Genomic DNA, 17,495 nt, shown 5'->3' with positions numbered 1-17,495 from the left:
GAGGCTCAGGCGCCGGAGTAGTTGGGCGCCTCGACGGTCATCTGCACCCCGTGCGGGTGGCTCTCCTTGAGCGAGGCCGAGGTGATCCGCACGAAGCGGCCCTTCTCCTGCAGCTCGGGGACGGTGCGCGCGCCGACGTAGAACATCGACTGGTTGAGCCCGCCGATCAGCTGGTGGGCGACCGCGCCGAGCGGGCCACGGTAGGCGACCTGTCCCTCGATGCCCTCGGGGACGATCTTGTCGTCGCTGGTGACCTCGGCCTGGAAGTACCGGTCCTTGGAGTAGGACTTCTTGCCGCGGCTCGACATGGCGCCGAGCGAGCCCATGCCGCGGTAGGACTTGAACTGCTTGCCGTTGACGAAGACCAGCTCGCCGGGCGACTCCTCGCAGCCCGCGAGCAGCGACCCGAGCATGACCGCGTCGGCCCCGGCGACCAGCGCCTTGGCGATCTCGCCGGAGTGCTTCATGCCGCCGTCGGCGATGACGGGCACGCCCGCGGGCCTGGCGGCCAGCGAGGCCTCGTAGACGGCCGTGACCTGCGGGACGCCGACCCCGGTGACGACGCGGGTGGTGCAGATGGAGCCCGGCCCGACCCCGACCTTCACCGCGTCGGCGCCGGCGTCGACGAAGGCCTGCGCTCCCGCGCGGGTGGCCACGTTGCCGCCGATGACCTGGACGTGCCGGGTGGCCGGGTCGCTCTTGAGGCGGCGGACCATGTCGAGCAGCAGGTGCACGTGCCCGTGGGCGGTGTCGGCGACGAGGACGTCGACGCCGGCCTCGACCAGCGTCGTGGCCCGCTCCCACGCGTCGCCGAAGTAGCCGATGGCGGCACCGACGAGCAGCCGGCCGTCGGCGTCGTACGACGCGTGCGGGAACTGCTCGCCCTTGACGAAGTCCTTGACGGTGATGAGGCCCCCGAGCCGGCCCTGCTCGTCGACCAGCGGCAGCCGCTCGCGCTTGTGCCGGCGCAGCAGGGTCGTGGCGTCGTCGCGGGAGATGCCGATGGTCCCGGTGATGAGCCCCTCGCGGGTCATCACCTCGTCGACCTTGGTGGTCGCCCACTCCGCGACCGGGGTGAAGCGCAGGTCGCGGTTGGTGATGATGCCGAGCAGGTGGTTGTCGACGTCGACGACGGGCAGGCCCGAGACGCGGTACTCCCCGCAGATGCGGTCGAGCTCCTCGAGGGTCGCGTCGGGGCCGATGGTGACGGGGTTGGAGATGATCCCGGTCTGGGTGCGCTTGACGAGGTCGACCTGGTAGGCCTGGTCGGCGATCGACAGGTTGCGGTGCAGCACCCCGAGGCCGCCCTCGCGGGCCATGGCGATCGCCATCCGCGACTCGGTGACGGTGTCCATCGCGGCACTGACGAGCGGGACGCGCAGCGAGATCTCCCGGGTCAGGCGACTCGTGGTGTCGATCTCGTCGGGCGCGAGGTCCGACTCCCCCGGCAGCAGGAGGACGTCGTCGTAGGTGAGGCCGAGGGCCGCGAACTTCTCCGGGATCTCCACTCCCCCATCCTACGGGCCGTCAGCCACGCGCCCCCTCCAGGTCGCGCAGCGGGACGCGCACCGTCAGCCCGTCCCCGGACATCCGGATCCGGCCGCGCAGCCCGGACCCGAGCACCATCGGCAGCACGGCCTGGTTGTCGGCGCTGGTCACCAGCACCAGCTCGTCGTCACCCAGCCCGGCGGCGGCCCGGGCCGCCTCCAGGAGCAGCCGCGACCCGATGCCGCGCCGGCGCCACGCCGGGTCCACCTCGAGGTGCAGGTGCCGGGAGCCCGGGGCCACCATCTCGGCGAGCACCGCGCGACCGACCGTCGTACCGTCCACCATCGCCGAGACCCCATGGCTCGACGCGACGAACTCCGGCGTCGCCCCGGTGCCGAGGCGGCGACCGGGCTCCGGCACGGTCATCGCGTCCCGGCTGCGGGCCAGCACGTCGCTGACCAGCTCGGCGAGGCCGACGCCGCGTGCGTGCTCCGTCGCGGTGAACGGCGCCCGCCGGTGCACCTGGACCGAGACGTCGTTCACTGTCATCTCCATCGAGTCGTGGTCGTCGCCGGCCCCGCCCGGCTCGGCCTCCGCGTCGAAGAGCTGGGCCACCACCTCGGGGAAGCGCGCGGGCTGGGCCAGGATCGTCCGGGCCGCCGCGACGTACCGCGCCGGCTGGTCGACCAGGGCCGCCTCCGTGCACGGGTGCGACACCACCGCTCGGGCCCCGGCCCGCTCGACCAGTGACGCGATGTCGTCGACGTCCCAGCCCTCCGGCACCTCGAGCACCAGCTCGTCGGTCACCGAGTCGATCCCCGGGAAGACCTGCAGTCCCAGGATGTTGACCCCCGCGGTCCCGCACTCGCTCGCCAGCGTCGCCAGCGCACCCGGTCGGTCGGGCAGCGTCAACCGCACTCTCCACAACATGGTCGTCCCCCTCGTTCTCGTCGTCCGGGGACCAGACTGCGTGACCCGTGTTGCGCGTCGGGTGCCTGCGTGTTTCGGCGAGGAAAATCCCCGTGGGCGACCGTCCACACCCGTGCCGGTGGGACCGCGGCCGCGGCCGGTCCTCCACAATGGGCGCACCGTGACCCCTGGATCCCGCCCGTGGCCCGTCGCCCGCCTGACCGTCTGGGTCGCGGCGCTGGCGGCGGTGCTCGCGCGGTTCCCCTCCGCGATGTGGCCGTTGCGTCCCGACGAGGCCGGCTTCCTGCTCGTGGCCCGCACCTGGGCCCCCACGCCGGACAGCCTCTACGGGCCCTACTTCGTGGACCGTCCTCCCGAGGTCATCGCGCTCATCCGGCTCACCGACTGGCTCGGCGGCCCCTACGCCCTCCGGGTCGTCGGTGCCGTCGGGATCTTCGGCTTCGTGCTCGTGGTGGCTGCCGCGGCGCGTCACCTCGCGTCGTACGCCGCGGGACTGCCCACCGACCGCGCCGACCGGGTGGCGGCCTGGACCGCGGTGGCGGCGGCCGGACTGGTCTCCAACGCCGGCATCGACGTCGTCTCGACCAAGGGCGAGCACCTGGGCATCCCGCTCGTGGCGGCTGCGTGCTGGCTGGCGCTCCTCGCCCTCGAGCGCCGCACCACGCCCCGGGCGACGTACCTCGCCCTCGCCTCGGGGCTGGTCGCCGTGCTCGCCGTCGGGCTCAAGCAGAGCATCGTCGGCGGCCTGGTCTTCGGCGGGGTGCTGCTCGTGGGCAGCGCCGTGGCCGACCGCTCGCAGTGGCGGACCCACGCCCGGCTCGGCGCGGCCGCGGCGCTCGGAGCCGCGATCCCGGTGGTGGTCACCGTGGTGTGGGCGCTCGTCGCGGGCGTCGACCTCGCCACGCTGTGGTACGCCGTGGTCGGCTTCCGCCCCGACGCGGACGCGGTGCTGGCCGCGCAGCCCAGCGAGACCATCGACCAGCGGGCCGTCGTGCTGCGCGAGCTCGCCGTGGAGACCGGGATGGCGCTCCTCGCGGCGTGGTTCCTGCTGAACCTGCCCCGCCTGGCGCGACGGATGCCCGCGCCCACCGCCGCGGTCACCACGATGCTGGCGGTCGACGTCGTCGCAGTGGTGCAGAGCGGCAGCTACTGGACGACGTACCTCGTGGTCCTCGTGCCGCCGGTGGCCCTGGCCACCGCACTGGTGCTGTCCCTCGAGCGCCTGCCGCACCGCTTCCGCGTCTGGTCCCGCGTCACCACGGGGGTCACCCAGGCCCTCGTGGTCCTCGTCGTGCTGAGCAGCCTCGACTCCCTGTGGCGCTGGTGGGACAGCACCGAGGAGCGCTACCGCCCCGTCGAGTACTACGCCGGCGAGGCCATCGGCCGGGCCGCACGTCCGGGCGACACCCTGGTCGTCTACGGCGGCCGGGCCGACATCCAGTGGGCCAGCGGCCTGCGCTCGCCGTACCCGCACCTGTGGTCCCTGCCGATGCGCACCCTGGACCCCGACCTCGTCGAGCTGCGCGACCTGCTCACCGGACCGGCCGCGCCCACGTGGTTCGTGGAGTTCACCGCCCTCGACACCTGGTCCGAGACCGGGACCGAGCGGATCGGCGAGGAGCTGCTCGAGCGCTACCAGTACGTCGCCACCGTGTGCGACGAGTACCGCGTCTACCACCTCAAGACCCTGGAGCGCCCGGTCCTCGACAGCCGGTGCACCGAGCCGTGGCGCGAGGGGCTCGCCTCGCTCCGCGACTGAGGGCCCCGCTCCGCGACTGAGGGCCCCGCTGCGCGACTGAGGGCCAGTGACGCGCGAAGGCCGCCGCCTCCCGAGGGAGACGACGGCCTTCGTGGTGGTGCTGTGGGTCAGTGACCGTGGCCGTGGCCGTGGCCGCCCGCGGCGGCGGGCTCCTCGTCCTCGGGCTTCTCGACGATCAGCGTCTCGGTCGTGAGCAGCATGCCCGCGATCGAGGTGGCGTTGACCAGCGCGGAGCGGGTGACCTTGACCGGGTCCAGGACGCCCTGGGCGACCAGGTCGCCGTACTCCTCGGTGGCGGCGTTGTAGCCGTTGCCGACGCCGAGCTCGCGGACCTTGGTGGTCACGACGTAGCCGTTGACGCCGCCGTTCTCGGCGATCCAGCGCAGCGGCTCGTCGGCGGACTTGCGCACGATGCGCACGCCGACCGCCTCGTCACCGGTGAGGCCGAGGTCGTCGGAGAGGACCGACACGGCGTGGATCAGCGCGGAGCCACCACCGGGGACGATGCCCTCCTCGATCGCGGCACGCGTCGCGGACACGGCGTCCTCGATGCGGTGCTTCTTCTCCTTGAGCTCCACCTCGGTGGCGGCGCCGACCTTGATGACGCAGACGCCGCCGGCCAGCTTGGCCAGGCGCTCCTGCAGCTTCTCGCGGTCCCAGTCGGAGTCGCTGTTCTCGATCTCGGCCTTGATCTGGTTGACGCGGCCCTCGACGGCACCGGCGTCGCCGGCACCCTCGATGATCGTGGTGTCGTCCTTGGTGATGACGACGCGACGGGCCTGGCCCAGCACCTCGAGACCGACCTGGTCGAGCTTGAGCCCGACCTCGGGGGCGACGACCTGGCCGCCGGTGAGCACCGCGATGTCCTGCATCATCGCCTTGCGGCGGTCACCGAAGGCGGGGCTCTTGACCGCGACGGCGTTGAACGTGCCGCGGATCTTGTTGACCACCAGGGTCGAGAGCGCCTCGCCCTCGACGTCCTCGGCGAGGATGAAGAGCGGCTTGCCCGCGGCGATGACCTTCTCCAGCAGCGGCAGCAGCTCGGAGATCGAGGAGATCTTGCCCTGGTGCAGCAGGATGTAGGCGTCGTCGAGGACGGCCTCCATGCGCTCGGGGTCGGTGACGAAGTAGGCCGACAGGTAGCCCTTGTCGAACTGCATGCCCTCGGTGAACTCGAGCTCGGTGCCCATGGTGTTGGACTCCTCGACCGTGATCACGCCGTCCTTGCCGACCTTGTCGAAGGCCTCGGCGAGCAGCTCGCCGATGTGGCTGTCACGGCTGGAGATCGTCGCGACCGACGCCATGTCCTCCTTGGACTCGACCTCGCGAGCAGCCTCGCGCAGCGCGTCGCCGACCGCCTCGGCGGCGGCGTCCATGCCCCGCTTGAGACCCATCGGGTTGGCACCGGCGGCCACCGCGCGCAGGCCCTCGTGGACCATCGCCTGGGCGAGCACGGTCGCGGTCGTCGTGCCGTCACCGGCGACGTCGTTGGTCTTGGTCGCGACCTCCTTGGTGAGCTGGGCACCGAGGTTCTCGAACGGGTCGTCCAGCTCGATCTCACGCGCGACGGTCACGCCGTCGTTGGTGATGGTCGGGGCGCCCCACTTCTTGTCGAGGACGACGTAGCGGCCCTTGGGGCCGAGCGTCACCTTGACGGCGTTGGCGAGGGCGTCGACGCCACGCTCGAGGGCGCGGCGGGCGTTCTCGTCGAACTCCAGGATCTTGGGCATTCAAGTGCTCCTTGCGGAAAAAGGGAGATAGTCCGTGACGTTCGGACCCGGGGCAGCCTCGCCGGAGGGTCCGATCGTCACGGACTATCGGAGATCAGGAAACGACGGCGAGGACGTCGCGGGCGGAGAGGATCAGGTACTCGGCGCCGGCGTACTTGACCTCGGTGCCGCCGTACTTGCTGTAGATGACCTTGTCGCCCACGGCGACGTCGAGCGGGACGCGGTTGCCGTTGTCGTCGATGCGGCCGGGGCCGATGGCCAGGACCTCGCCCTCCTGGGGCTTCTCCTTGGCGGTGTCCGGGATGACCAGGCCGGAGGCCGTGGTCTGCTCGGCGTCGAGCGGCTGGACGACGATGCGGTCCTCGAGGGGCTTGATGTTGACCGACACTTCGGATCAACCTCCACTTTCCACGTTGGTCGAGACGGGCTCGAGAGCGATTGCTCTCGTACGTTGGGGCTTGCTCTGCCGCACGCCGTCGCGGGGGTCGTACGTCGTCGCAAGCACTGGCACCCTCAGGGTGAGAGTGCCAAGTCAGACGCTAGCACTCCCCCCGAGCGAGTGCTAGCGGCAGCCCTCAGACGAAGGCCCCCTGCACGACGAGTGCGCGGGCGGTCCGCGTCCCTCCCCGGCCCTGGAGCTCGCCCGTCAGGCCCGTGCGGATGTCCATCTGGCCGGTCCCCCGGTCCTGCGGCACCTCGAAGACCACGACCTGCGGGTCGAGCAGGTCGGGCTCCACCGTGTCCGGCAGCAGGTCGTTGGCGGCGTACACCTCGACGGGCTCGGTGAAGCCGAGGGCGTACGACGTCTCGGCGTCCGAGACCTGGTAGGTGCCGCGCCGCTTCTCGAAGGCGCTCGGCGCACCCGGGACGACGGTGACGACCAGCCACCGCGAGCCCTCCGGCGCCCAGCCCAGCCCGGCGACGTACGCGTGGCTAACCGACGACCGCACGAAGCAGCCCGACACGGCCCCCTCGACCGCGGCGGCGCCGGTGCTCCAGAGCTGGTCCCCGCAGGGCGCCCCGGGGCTGGCGAAGGACGCGTCGTAGAGCGGCGCCGCGTCGCCGGTGGTGACGTCGGCCGTGGTTGCGTCGATGGTCTGGGTGACCCCGTCGTAGGTCATGGTCACCGCGACCTCCTCGGCGCCGGCGGGCAGCGCGACGTACTGGCGGCGGGCACCGGGCACGATCGCGACGCCGTCCACCCAGCCCGTGAGCGCGGGGAGCTCCCACTCCTCACCGTCGGCGGTGACGCCGAAGACCGGGTCCTCGAGCGAGGCGTCGGGGAGCCGGTCCACCGGGACGGTGTCGTCGGTGGCCCGCAGCTCGACCTGGACGCCGAGGAAGGACCCGCTCGCCGTCTGGTCGTCGGTCTCGATGCCGTCCAGCGGCTCGGTCACGGTGACCTGCAGCCGGCCCCAGGGCACGCGGACGTCGGTGCTCCTGCCCACCAACAGGCCGTCGGCAGCCTCGTCCACGAGGGTGCCGCCCGCGGTGGGCGGCTCCTCCTTCTGGGACAGCCAGATGCCGCCGCCGGCGAGGGCGGCGATGAGCAGGACGGGCACGAGGACCAGCAGCAGCTTGCGCACGGAGGAGAACTTGCCACGTCGGGGGGCCGGAGCGACACGGAACCGCCTGACAAGATGCTGGCGTGGACCTCGAGACGCTGGCCTGGCTCCAGACCGATGCCGGCCGGCGGCTGCTGGAGGAGGCGACCCACGCATGGGTCGATCATGGCGGTGACCCGGTCCGCGCCACCACGGCGGTGCGCCGCCTCGAGCCCGACCCCGCCCGTGCCGCCGCGGCCACCACCCAGGTGCAGCTGCGGGCCCGGGCGGTCGCGAAGTTCGGGGACCTGGCCCCCCGCATGTTCTTCACCCCGGACGCGCTCGAGCAGGCGACCCGCTTCCGGGTCGCCGAGCACCGGGCGGCCCGGCTCGCGGCGGCCCGACCGGACAGTGTCCTCGACCTCGGCTGCGGCATCGGCGGCGACCTGCTGGCCTTCGCCCGCGCCGGCCTGACCGCGGCCGGGGTGGACCTCGACCCGGTGCGTGTCGCCCTCGCGCAGGCCAACCTCGACGCCCTCGGGCTGCCCGGCGCCGTCCAGGTCGCCGACGCCACCACCCTGGACGTCTCGGGCTTCGGGGCCGTCTTCGCCGACCCCGCACGTCGGGGGGCGCGGGGCCGGGTCTTCGACGCGGAGGGGTGGACCCCGCCGTGGCCGTTCGTGCTCGAGCTCCTGACCGGCACCGCCGTGGTCAAGGTCGCGCCCGGCATCCCCCACGCGATGCTGCCCGACGGCATCGAGGCCGAGTGGGTCAGTGACGCCGGCGAGGTCAAGGAGGCGGCGCTGTGGTCGCCGGTGCTGGCCACCGTCCGTCGTCGGGCCACCGTGATCCCTTCGACGGGCTCAGGACACGCGGCGGGCGGGCTCGCCACCCTCACCGACGAGGACGACCCGTACGCCGGTCGGCCGCGCCCGGTGCGCGACGTCGGCGCGTTCCTCTACGAGCCCGACGGAGCCGTCATCCGGGCCGGGTTGGTCACCGCCGTGGCCGCCGGGGTCGGGGGCGGCCTGGTCGACGAGCACATCGCCTACGTCACCTCCGACGAGGCGTTCCACTCCCCCTTCGCCCGCTCCTACCGGGTGCTCGAGGAGCTGCCCTACCGGGAGAAGCCGCTCCGGGCCGCCCTGCGCGAGCGCCGGATCGGCCGCCTGGCCATCAAGAAGCGCGGCGTCGACGTGGTGCCCGAGCTGCTGCGCAAGCGCCTCGCGCTCTCCGGCGACAACGAGGGCACCCTGGTCATGACCCGGGTCGCCGGCTCCGGGACCGCCCTGCTGGTCGAGCCCGTCTAGCAGCCGCGGCGCTCGACCCCGGCCACGGCGACCGGCAGCCGGCCGGGGGCCGAGGCCCGTCCGAGCAGGACGTCGACGAGCGCGGACATGGCGCCCGGGGTGTCGCCGTACGTCGCAAGGCGCACGGGGGCGGAGACCCGGCCCAGGACGTACGGCGTGTCGGTCGCGACGGCGACCTCACCGTCGTACGTCGTGTCCTGGAAGCCCGTGAAGCCGATGCTCGTGCCGGCGGCGAGGCGCGCGTCCTCGGCGTCGTTCCACCGCTCCAGGGCCGCCACCCGGCGACGCTCGCGCGTCTTCCACGCGGCGCGGCGGCGCTCGAAGGCCTGGACCTTCTCCTTCTTCTTCCGCCGGGGCGGAGGCTCCGCGGTCGTCAGGGACGCCGGGGCGGCCCGGCGGGTGAGGACGTCGAGGCCGGCCGCCCGGGCGGCGCCGGCGAAGTTGGCCACGGCCACCGGGTCCCCGACGGGCGTCACGACGTCGCCGACGAGGCGCCCGCGGCACTCCCCGGCGACACTCGTGATCGCGGCGGCGCTGAGCGCGCGCGAGGCCGCCCGCCCGGAGCCGGCGGGCCGACCCCGCCGCTGGGCGGGTGTGCCCTCGGAGTGCAGGAGCAGCGCGACCATCCGCGCCGCTGCCTGCTCGAGCCGGCGGCGGGGCAGTGACCCGGAGCGCACGGCCCGCACGATCCCGGCCCGGGCGGCGGCCGGCGAGGGCGGCATCAGCAGCACGTCGTTGCCGGCGCGCAGGCCCTGCACGGCCGAGCGCGCGGCGTCGTACTGCTGCTGGACGCCCGCCATCGACAGCGAGTCGGTGATCGCCACCCCGTCGAAGCCGAGCTGCTCGCGCAGCACGCCGGTCACCATCCGGCGCGACATCGATGACGGCACCCCGGGGTCGATCGCGCGGACGTCGATGTGCCCGACCATCACGGCGGGGACGCCCGCCTCGACGGCGGTCGCGAAGGGGGCGAGGTCGACGGCGGCGAGCTGCTTCCTGCTGCGGTCCTGCACCGGGAGCGTGAGGTGGCTGTCCTGCGGCACCGACCCGTGGCCCGGGAAGTGCTTGAGCACCGGCACCACCGCGGCCTGCTCGATCCCCTCGACCGCGGCCTCCACCTGGGTGCCGACCGTCCCGGGGGCCGAGCCCGCCGAGCGCGAGCCGATGGTGGGGTCCGCCGGCCCGGAGGTGACGTCGGCGTCCGGGGCGAACACCGCGTCGAAGCCGAGGCCCCGCAGCTCCGCGGCGCTGGCGCGGTAGGCCGCCGTGGTCACCTGCGGGTCCCCCGCGGCCCCGGCGGACATGAAGGTCGGGAAGCGGGTGGCGTCGCCCTTGACCCGCTCGACGATGCCGCCCTCCTGGTCGACGGAGACGAACAGCGGCCACGGGCGTCGTACGGCGCGTTCCAGGGTCGCGTTGACCGAGCGGATCTGCCCGGTGGAGGCGACGTTGTCGGAGAAGGCGATCACCCCGCCGAGGTGGAGCTGGCGCACCATCGCCACAGGCGCCGTCGTCCCGCGCCACTCCGCCACGATCACCTGGCCGGCGAGTTCGGGCAGCGACATCCGTCCGACCAGCCGGGCCGCCCGCTCGAGCTCGGCCTGCGTGGGACCCCAGCCCTCGACCAGGCCGAGGCGCTCGGCCGGCGTGGGCGGGGTGGTCTCCGCCGCCGTGGGCTCCGCCGAGGGAGCCGCCGCCGGCTCGGACGCGGGGTCGCCGCTGCACGCGGAGGCGGTCAGCCCCAGCGCGAGCAGGACAGGTACGACGCGGCGCAGCATCCCGACAGTCTCCCAGCCGGGACGCCGCGCCCCCAATCTCAGCCGAGCTCCTTGCGCTGCATCAGCCGAGCGCCTCGCGCTGTATCAGCTGAGCGCCTCGCGCTCGGCGGCGATGGTGGTGTCGTCGCCGTGGCCGGTGTGCACGACCGTCTCGTCGGGCAGCCGGAAGAGCTGGCTGCGGATGGAGTCCTTGATCAGGTCGCCGTCGCTGTAGGAGCGGCCGGTCGCACCGGGACCACCCTGGAAGAGGGTGTCGCCGGTGAAGACGCAGTCGAGGTCGTGGACGTAGACGCAGACCGCACCGGGCGCGTGGCCGGGCGTGTGCAGGACCTTGAGCGAGGCGCCCGCCACCTTGATCGACTGGCCGTCCTCGATGTCGACGTCCCACAGCTCGTCGGTGTGGGTCAGCTCCCACAGCGGCCGGTCGTCGGGGTGCAGCAGGATCGGCGCGCTCACCCGCTGTCGCAGCTCGGGGGCGACCCGGCAGTGGTCGTCGTGGGCGTGGGTCAGCAGGATCGCCTTGACCTGCCGCCCGCCGACGACGTCGAGGATCGCGTCGACGTCGTGGGGCGCGTCGATCACCACGCACTCCTCGTCGTCACCGACCACCCAGATGTTGTTGTCGACCTCGTGCACCTCTCCGTCGAGGGAGAAGGTGCCCGACACGACCGCGTGGTCCACCCGCAGGCCGCCCATCAGAACACCACCACCGAGCGCAGCACGGCACCGCCGTGCATCTTGTCGAAGGCCGCCTCGACGTCGTCGATGGAGATCTCCTCGGTGACGAAGGCGTCCAGGTCGAGCCGACCCTGCCGGTAGAGGTCGACGAGCATCGGGAAGTCGCGCGACGGCAGGCAGTCGCCGTACCAGCTGGACTTGAGCGACCCGCCGCGACCGAAGACGTCGATGAGCGGGATGTCGGGGACCACCATGTCCGGCGTCGGTACGCCGACCAGCACGACCGTGCCGGCCAGGTCGCGGGCGTAGAACGCCTGCTTCCACGTCTCGGGACGTCCGACCGCGTCGATCACGACGTCGGCGCCGTGTCCCCCGGTGAGAGCCTGGATGGCCTCGACCGGCTCGGACTCCTTCGAGTTGACCGTGTGGGTGGCGCCCATGTCGCGCGCCCAGCCGAGCTTGGTGTCGTCGATGTCGACGGCGATGATCGTCGAGGCTCCGGCCAGGGCGGAGCCGGCGATGGCGGCCATGCCGACGCCGCCGCAGCCGATGACCGCGACGGACTTTCCGCGGGTCACGTTGCCGGTGTTGATGGCGGCACCGAGGCCGGCCATCACGCCGCAGCCCAGCAGGCCGACGGCGGCCGGGCGGGCCTCGGGGTCGACCTTGGTGCACTGGCCGGCCGCGACGAGGGTCTTCTCCGCGAACGAGCCGATGCCCAGGGCGGCGGTCAGCTCGGTGCCGTCCTCCAGCGTCATCTTCTGGGTGCCGTTGTGTGTGGCGAAGCAGTACCACGGCTCGCCGCGCTCGCACGCCCGGCAGCTGCCGCACACCGCGCGCCAGTTGAGGACCACGAAGTCGCCCGGCGCCAGGTCCGTGACGTCGTCGCCCACCGCCTCGACGACGCCGGCCGCCTCGTGGCCGAGCAGGAACGGGAAGTCGTCGTTGATCCCGCCCTCGCGGTAGTGGAGGTCGGTGTGGCAGACCCCGCAGGCCTGCACCTTCACCAGCGCCTCGCCCGGACCCGGGTCGGGCACGTTGATGGTGACCACCTCGACGGGCGCTCCCTCGGCCTTCGCGACGACGGCCTTGACCTGCTGCATGTGCACTCCTGGTGTGTCGGTGCGGTGTGGTGTGGGGCGAGCCTCGCCATCCTGCCAAACCGGATGCAACCCGCCTCCCCCCGGCGGCGTCCTCACCACGTGCCGCACATGCGAGGGGCGGCACACGATTGGATGGGGAGGTGAGTCGGTGATCAGTGCACCGGGTGTCGTCACGGGAGATGCAGTGCCCCAGAGCAGCAGGCAGACCAGCAGGGACGAGGAGTTCTCCTCCTACATGGCCGCGCGCCAGGCGGCCCTGCTGCGCACGGCGTACCTCCTGACCGGCGAGCGCGCAGCGGCCGAGGACCTGCTCCAGACGGCGCTGGCCAAGCTCTACCTGTCGTGGGACAAGGTCCGCGACCGTGGGGCGCTGGACGGCTACGTCCGGCGGATCATGGTCAACGAGCACAACTCGCTGTGGCGCCGGGCGTGGAAGCGCCGCGAGCACAGCACCGACGACATGCCCGAGCAGCCCGTCCACGACGAGCACGACGACGGCCTCGGCGCCGCGCTGTGGTCCTACCTGCAGACCCTGCCGCCCAAGCAGCGCACCGTGCTGGTGCTGCGCTACTACGAGGACCTCTCCGAGGCCGAGATCGCCGACGTCATGGGCATCTCCCCCGGCACCGTGAAGTCCCAGGCCAGCCGCGCGCTGGCCGGGTTGCGCGCCCGCGCACCCCGCAGCCTCGACCCCCGCCACACCGAGCTCCGGGAGGAGGAGCGATGACCCACGACCAGGACCTGGCCCGCCAGCTCGGCGAGACCCTGCAGCGGCGCGCCGACGCCCTCCACGACACCCCGCTCGACCTGCTCGCCGTCCGCGGCCGCGCCACCTCGATCCGCCGCCGCCGTACCGCGGTCGCGGGCGTGGCGGCCGCCGCCGTCATCGCCGCGGTGGTGGTCCCGCTGTCCCTGCTCCCCACCGGCGACGGCCGGGGACTCGACCTCCAGCCGGCGGAGACGATCACCCCGATCCCCGAGCCGGTGCCCCTCGACCCGCGCTCGGCCCCGGAGGGCGCGGCCCCGCGGGTCCCGTACCTCGTCGTCGACGCCAAGCAGCTCGTCACCCCCGCTGCGACCTACGACCTCCCCGAGGCCTACCTCCAGATCGTCCCGGACGGGGACGGGGGCTGGGTCGCCCTGGCGCAAGGAGCGCCCGACATCGGCATCACGGTCGAAATGCTGGACGGCGACTTCCGGGTCACCGACGGGGCAGGCGGACCGGCCCGCGGACTCGCGGTGCGCGAGGACGGCGGGCGCGTGGCGTTCACCCAGTACGACGGAGCGGGGCGGTGGACGCTGCTCACCACGGCGCTGCCCCGGGTCGCGGACTACACGTACACCGACGTCGCCACCCGCACCAGCGAGGAGGCGGTCCACCGGCCGCTCGGCTACGTCTCGGACGACTCCGTCGTCGTCGAGGCGAACGACCCGGACACCGGGCAGCTGTCCTATCGAGTGGTCGCCGCCGACGGCACCATGACCGAGTTCGGCGGCTTCAACCGCGTCGTGAGCGCGTCCTCGGTGACCGGCCTGGTCGCCGGGCAGACGGAGTACACCGGCGACGACTCCTGCTCGGCCGTCCTGGACCCGCTCTCCGCGGACCAGGACCTCGAGTGGGAGACGTGCGACCACCAGCTCGGCGACTTCAGCCCCGACGGTCGCTTCATCGTCGGGCTCGCCGACTACTCGGACAGCCTGGGATCTCCCAGCGTCGGCATCCTCGACGCGACCACGGGCGAGCCGGTGGTCGACTTCGTGAGCGGCAACGACGTCCGGTCCGCGGCCGCCGTCAGCGACGTCGTCTGGGAGGACGCCACGACGCTGCTCGCGACCGTCACGCAGCGCAACGAGCAGTACGTCGTCCGCGCCACCATCGACGGGCGTGTCGAGCGGGTCGTCGGTCCGGCCCCCGCCCAGATGAGCACCGAGTACCGGTTCCCCACGCACCTCGTCGGCTGACGGGGCGCTGAGGATCAGCCGGCGAGGCGGATCGTGGGCAGGACGCTGGCCACGATCTCGTCGCGGTAGGCCGGCTTCTCGTCGTTGGCGAAGGTGAACGTCACGTCGAGGCGCTCGCCGTCCACGAGCAGGGCGAACCTCTCGACGTACGTGCCGGGAGCGACGTCACCGGCCACGTGGACGGTCGGCTGGTCGTCGATGACGACGTCGTCGAGCCGGGTCGCGCGGGACCTCCAGCCCTTCGCCGTCACCGACGCGTCTCCCAGCTCCTCCAGGTCGGCGACGTCGCCCTGGGGAGTCGTGGCCAGGCTGATCGAGGTGCCGAGCACGCCCCGCGGGAAGGCGCCCGTCAGCGTGGGGAGTGGGAAGTCCGTCGCCTCCCAGTAGACCGGGATGCGCAGCCGGGCCGCGGGGATCTTGATGACCGGACCGCGCGCGGGCGCCGGGGCGACGGAGCCGGGCTCGGGCAGCTCGACGGACGCCTCGCCGAAGTCGACCGTCTCCAGCACGCTGGCGATCACGTCGTCGCGGTAGGCCGGGGGCTCGTCCTCGGTGAACTCGAAGGTCACCTGGAGCTCGGCGTCGTCCAGGACGGTCCCGAACGTCTCCCGGTGGGCGCCGTCCCTCCGCGGTCCGGCGAGGTGGTAGACCGGTTGGTCGTCGATGACCTGGTCCTCGAGGCGCTGGGCCCGGGGCGTCCAGTCCTTGTTCTTCAAGGACGCGTCTCCCAGCACGTCCAGGGTGGCTCCGCTGAGGTTGGGGAAGCGGAAGACCGAGACGTAGGACTCGTGGAACGGGGGGAAGGCGGCCTGCCGGAAGGACAGCTTGTCCGGCACCTGCGACCACGTGATCGGGGCCCGGAGCCGCACCCCGTCGATCGCGAGCGCGGGCCCGGCCGCGGGAGCGACGGCAGGGGTTGAGTCGGACTCGGTCTCGGACGGCGACTCGCCAGCGCTCGGTGACGACTCCGGCGTACCCGACTCGGAGCTCGACGCCTCGGGCGTCTCGTCCGTGTCACCAGCGCACCCGGCGAGGACGAGGGAGAGAACCGCTGCTGCTGCCGCTGGGCCCACGCGTGGTGTCACTGATTTCGCCTTCCGAGGGGACGAGGTCATCGTTGCCGGGCACACTATGTCGCGAATGTGCGGACCCCGGGGTTTGGGGTCCGCCACCGCGGGGAACGAGCGTGACGCGGCGCGAGCCGCCCACACTCGCATCTGTCCACCACCACATGGAGCCAAGGGGAGGCACACCATGGTCCTGCTAGCCGATGTCGGCGGCATCAGCGGCGTTCGCAGCACGCTGAGCTCGGTCAAGGTCCCACCGGACGTCATCAACAGCATCGTCGCGATCCTGGAGACGTCCCCCGACGAGCTGGCGCCCAACCAGCTGCGCCCCGTCAAGGACGCCTGGTTCGGGTCGGCTGGGAGCGCCCAGTACCTGGGCACCCACACCACCAAGGCCCACCTCGCGCTGCAGAACACCCTCATCGAGGCGGTGTCCGGCATCGCGGCCACGATGCAGGCCATGCAGGACTTCGACAAGGAGATCAGCGCCAAGGACGCGGACTCCGAGGCCGCCGCCCTGGCCCTGCTGCACCGCACCGAGCTGGCCGTCGACCAGATGGACGGCGACCGCCGCACCCCGCCGGCCCAAGGCCCGGCCGACACCACAGGACGTGACGACTGATGGTCAGCCGCTACTACCGCGACCGCCTCCAGGCGGTCCTCGCCAGCGCCGACGACGAGTCGATCTCCCAGGCCTCCAACAACTGGAGCACCCGGGCGACCGTGGTCGACGACCTCGCCGACGGCCTCCGCTCGCACGGCCGGACGATCGACAGCGAGATCGAGGGCCAGGCGGGCGCGGCGATGGTCGCCAAGTTCAACGAGATCAGCGAGAAGCTCCATCTCGCCGCCGATGACCTGCGCAAGGGCTCTGGGGCCCTCGGGGCCGCCCAGGGCGCGGCCTACCAGGCCATCGCGGCGCGCAACGGCATCCAGCTGTCGAGCCCGATGAACCAGCCGCCGACCAAGCCCGAGGGCCCGCTGCCGGGCCAGCAGCCCACCGAGGCGCAGTCGACCGCGATGGGGCAGTACAACTCGCAGATGACCCAGTACCTGCAGAACGAGCAGATGTACGAGGACAACGCGCACAAGGCGCTCCAGGCCATGGACAAGGAGTACGAGGCCCAGGCGCAGGTCATGAAGGAGATCCACGGCGAGCCCGACCCGGTGGACTCCCCCACGACCCCGGGCGGCAGCACCCCGCCCAGCAGTCCCGTGGTTCCCCCTGGGACCCCCGGCACCCCGACCCGTAACCCGGACGTCCCCGACATCCGCGACCCCGAGGTCCGCGACCCGGAGATCCGGGACCCCGAGATCCGGGACCCGGAGATCCGCGACCCGGAGATCCGCGACCCCGAGATCCGCGATCCTGAGATCCGGGAACCGCAGCCGCCGATCACGACCCTTCCCCCCACCAACCACCCGCCCCACGTGCCCACGTTCCACCCGGGCACCAACGTGGTCGGCGGCACCGACGGAGGCTTCGACTACTCGCCGGGCTCCTCGCCCGGCGGCTACACGCCGAGCGCCCCGGGCGGCAGCGGTGGTGGCGGCCTCGGCAGCGCCGGCATGGCTGCCGGCGGTGTCGCCGGCGGCGCGGCCGGTGCGGCCGGCCTGCGCGGTGCCGCTCCCGCACCCCAGCTGCGCAGCGCGGGTGTCAAGGGCATCGGCGCGACGACGCGTTCCTCCGGCCCGGGCTCGCTGAGCCGGGGCTCGGCCGCCGGCGCCCGGTCGACCGGCAGCGCTTCCCGCGGCTCCTCCGTGGGGGGTTCCCGGGGCGCGGCGGGCGCCAAGGGTGCCTCACGCACCGCGGCCGGTGCCGGCAGCCGCTCGGGCACCAAGGCGGGCGGCATCAAGGGCGCCACCTCACGCGGTGCCGCGGGCAGGTCCGGCGCCTCGGCCGCCGGCAAGGGCTCGACCACGGGCTCGAAGGGCACCACGAAGGGCACAGCCAAGAACGCCGCCAAGGCAGCCGGCCAGGGCAAGGGCAGGGGCCTGTTCCGCCGCGGCAGCAACGGTTCCGCCTCCGGCGGGCGCGGCGGCAAGAAGAACGACGAGCGCAGCGAGCAGCGCGACGCACTGGTCTACGAGCAGGACTGGCTCGGCGACGAGTCGGCCGGCACGGGCGTGCTGGACTGAGGTCCGC

General features: G+C 73.0%; 15 protein-coding genes. 6 read left to right on the top strand and 9 right to left on the bottom strand.

The window, feature by feature from the left end; all coding sequences use genetic code 11:
• Positions 1-5: 5 nt before the first annotated feature.
• Both guaB and ASG94_RS14385 read right to left on the bottom strand, forming a co-directional pair.
• Positions 6-1,508: an IMP dehydrogenase gene (gene guaB, locus ASG94_RS14390; RefSeq protein ID WP_056927100.1), complete on the bottom strand. Its 1,503-nt coding sequence runs from the start codon at positions 1,506-1,508 to the stop codon at positions 6-8.
• A gap of 19 nt (positions 1,509-1,527) precedes the next feature.
• Positions 1,528-2,418 carry a GNAT family N-acetyltransferase gene (locus ASG94_RS14385; RefSeq protein WP_056927099.1) on the bottom strand — a complete coding sequence of 297 codons (891 nt, stop codon included), beginning with the start codon at positions 2,416-2,418 and terminating at the stop codon, positions 1,528-1,530.
• Positions 2,419-2,578: 160 nt separating this feature from the next.
• On the opposite strand from ASG94_RS14385, the gene ASG94_RS14380 reads away from it, so the two are divergent.
• Positions 2,579-4,177: a hypothetical protein gene (locus tag ASG94_RS14380; protein ID WP_056927098.1), complete on the top strand. Its 1,599-nt coding sequence runs from the start codon at positions 2,579-2,581 to the stop codon at positions 4,175-4,177.
• Positions 4,178-4,284: 107 nt separating this feature from the next.
• Here the strand turns inward: ASG94_RS14380 and groL are convergent, their stop codons facing one another.
• The 3 genes from groL to ASG94_RS14365 all read right to left on the bottom strand — a co-directional run bounded on the left by groL (position 4,285) and on the right by ASG94_RS14365 (position 7,493).
• The gene (gene groL / locus ASG94_RS14375) at positions 4,285-5,907 is read right to left on the bottom strand and encodes a chaperonin GroEL (protein ID WP_056927097.1); all 1,623 of its coding nucleotides are present in this window, start codon (positions 5,905-5,907) and stop codon (positions 4,285-4,287) included.
• A gap of 94 nt (positions 5,908-6,001) precedes the next feature.
• The gene (groES, locus tag ASG94_RS14370) at positions 6,002-6,295 is read right to left on the bottom strand and encodes a co-chaperone GroES (RefSeq protein ID WP_056887203.1); all 294 of its coding nucleotides are present in this window, start codon (positions 6,293-6,295) and stop codon (positions 6,002-6,004) included.
• Between the two features lie 187 nt (positions 6,296-6,482).
• The gene (locus ASG94_RS14365; RefSeq protein WP_056927096.1) at positions 6,483-7,493 is read right to left on the bottom strand and encodes a hypothetical protein; all 1,011 of its coding nucleotides are present in this window, start codon (positions 7,491-7,493) and stop codon (positions 6,483-6,485) included.
• 62 nt (positions 7,494-7,555) lie between these two features.
• Between ASG94_RS14365 and ASG94_RS14360 the strand changes: the two genes are divergently transcribed.
• A complete protein-coding gene (locus ASG94_RS14360) occupies positions 7,556-8,761 on the top strand; it encodes a class I SAM-dependent methyltransferase (protein WP_056927095.1) in 1,206 nt (401 codons plus the stop codon).
• Here the strand turns inward: ASG94_RS14360 and ASG94_RS14355 are convergent.
• The 3 genes from ASG94_RS14355 to ASG94_RS14345 all read right to left on the bottom strand — a co-directional run bounded on the left by ASG94_RS14355 (position 8,758) and on the right by ASG94_RS14345 (position 12,320).
• The gene (locus ASG94_RS14355; protein WP_082624191.1) at positions 8,758-10,539 is read right to left on the bottom strand and encodes a glycoside hydrolase family 3 protein; all 1,782 of its coding nucleotides are present in this window, start codon (positions 10,537-10,539) and stop codon (positions 8,758-8,760) included. The two genes, ASG94_RS14360 and ASG94_RS14355, sit on opposite strands and share 4 nt — an antisense overlap.
• Before the next feature lie 84 nt (positions 10,540-10,623).
• Positions 10,624-11,235: an MBL fold metallo-hydrolase gene (locus ASG94_RS14350; RefSeq protein WP_056927094.1), complete on the bottom strand. Its 612-nt coding sequence runs from the start codon at positions 11,233-11,235 to the stop codon at positions 10,624-10,626.
• Positions 11,235-12,320: an S-(hydroxymethyl)mycothiol dehydrogenase gene (locus tag ASG94_RS14345; protein ID WP_056927093.1), complete on the bottom strand. Its 1,086-nt coding sequence runs from the start codon at positions 12,318-12,320 to the stop codon at positions 11,235-11,237. The genes ASG94_RS14350 and ASG94_RS14345 overlap by 1 nt, the downstream gene beginning before the upstream one ends.
• A gap of 184 nt (positions 12,321-12,504) precedes the next feature.
• On the opposite strand from ASG94_RS14345, the gene ASG94_RS14340 reads away from it, so the two are divergent.
• Both ASG94_RS14340 and ASG94_RS14335 read left to right on the top strand, forming a co-directional pair.
• The gene (locus tag ASG94_RS14340; RefSeq protein WP_235537277.1) at positions 12,505-13,047 is read left to right on the top strand and encodes a SigE family RNA polymerase sigma factor; all 543 of its coding nucleotides are present in this window, start codon (positions 12,505-12,507) and stop codon (positions 13,045-13,047) included.
• Positions 13,044-14,282 carry a hypothetical protein gene (locus ASG94_RS14335; protein WP_056927092.1) on the top strand — a complete coding sequence of 413 codons (1,239 nt, stop codon included), beginning with the start codon at positions 13,044-13,046 and terminating at the stop codon, positions 14,280-14,282. The genes ASG94_RS14340 and ASG94_RS14335 overlap by 4 nt, the downstream gene beginning before the upstream one ends.
• Before the next feature lie 14 nt (positions 14,283-14,296).
• Here the strand turns inward: ASG94_RS14335 and ASG94_RS14330 are convergent, their stop codons facing one another.
• Positions 14,297-15,118 carry a hypothetical protein gene (locus ASG94_RS14330; RefSeq protein WP_156411585.1) on the bottom strand — a complete coding sequence of 274 codons (822 nt, stop codon included), beginning with the start codon at positions 15,116-15,118 and terminating at the stop codon, positions 14,297-14,299.
• Positions 15,119-15,536: 418 nt separating this feature from the next.
• Here ASG94_RS14330 and ASG94_RS14325 point away from each other — a divergent pair, with 418 nt between their 5' ends.
• Positions 15,537-15,971: a hypothetical protein gene (locus ASG94_RS14325; RefSeq protein WP_056927090.1), complete on the top strand. Its 435-nt coding sequence runs from the start codon at positions 15,537-15,539 to the stop codon at positions 15,969-15,971.
• Entirely contained in the window at positions 15,971-17,488 is a 1,518-nt protein-coding gene (locus ASG94_RS14320) for a hypothetical protein (RefSeq protein ID WP_056927089.1), read from the top strand. The genes ASG94_RS14325 and ASG94_RS14320 overlap by 1 nt, the downstream gene beginning before the upstream one ends.
• The last annotated feature ends 7 nt before the right edge of the window (positions 17,489-17,495 follow it).

The organism is Nocardioides sp. Soil805 (assembly GCF_001429625.1).
Taxonomy (GTDB): domain Bacteria; phylum Actinomycetota; class Actinomycetes; order Propionibacteriales; family Nocardioidaceae; genus Nocardioides.
The sequence above is the reverse complement of the archived record's forward strand: the minus strand, read 5'-3'. Positions and strand labels throughout refer to the sequence as shown.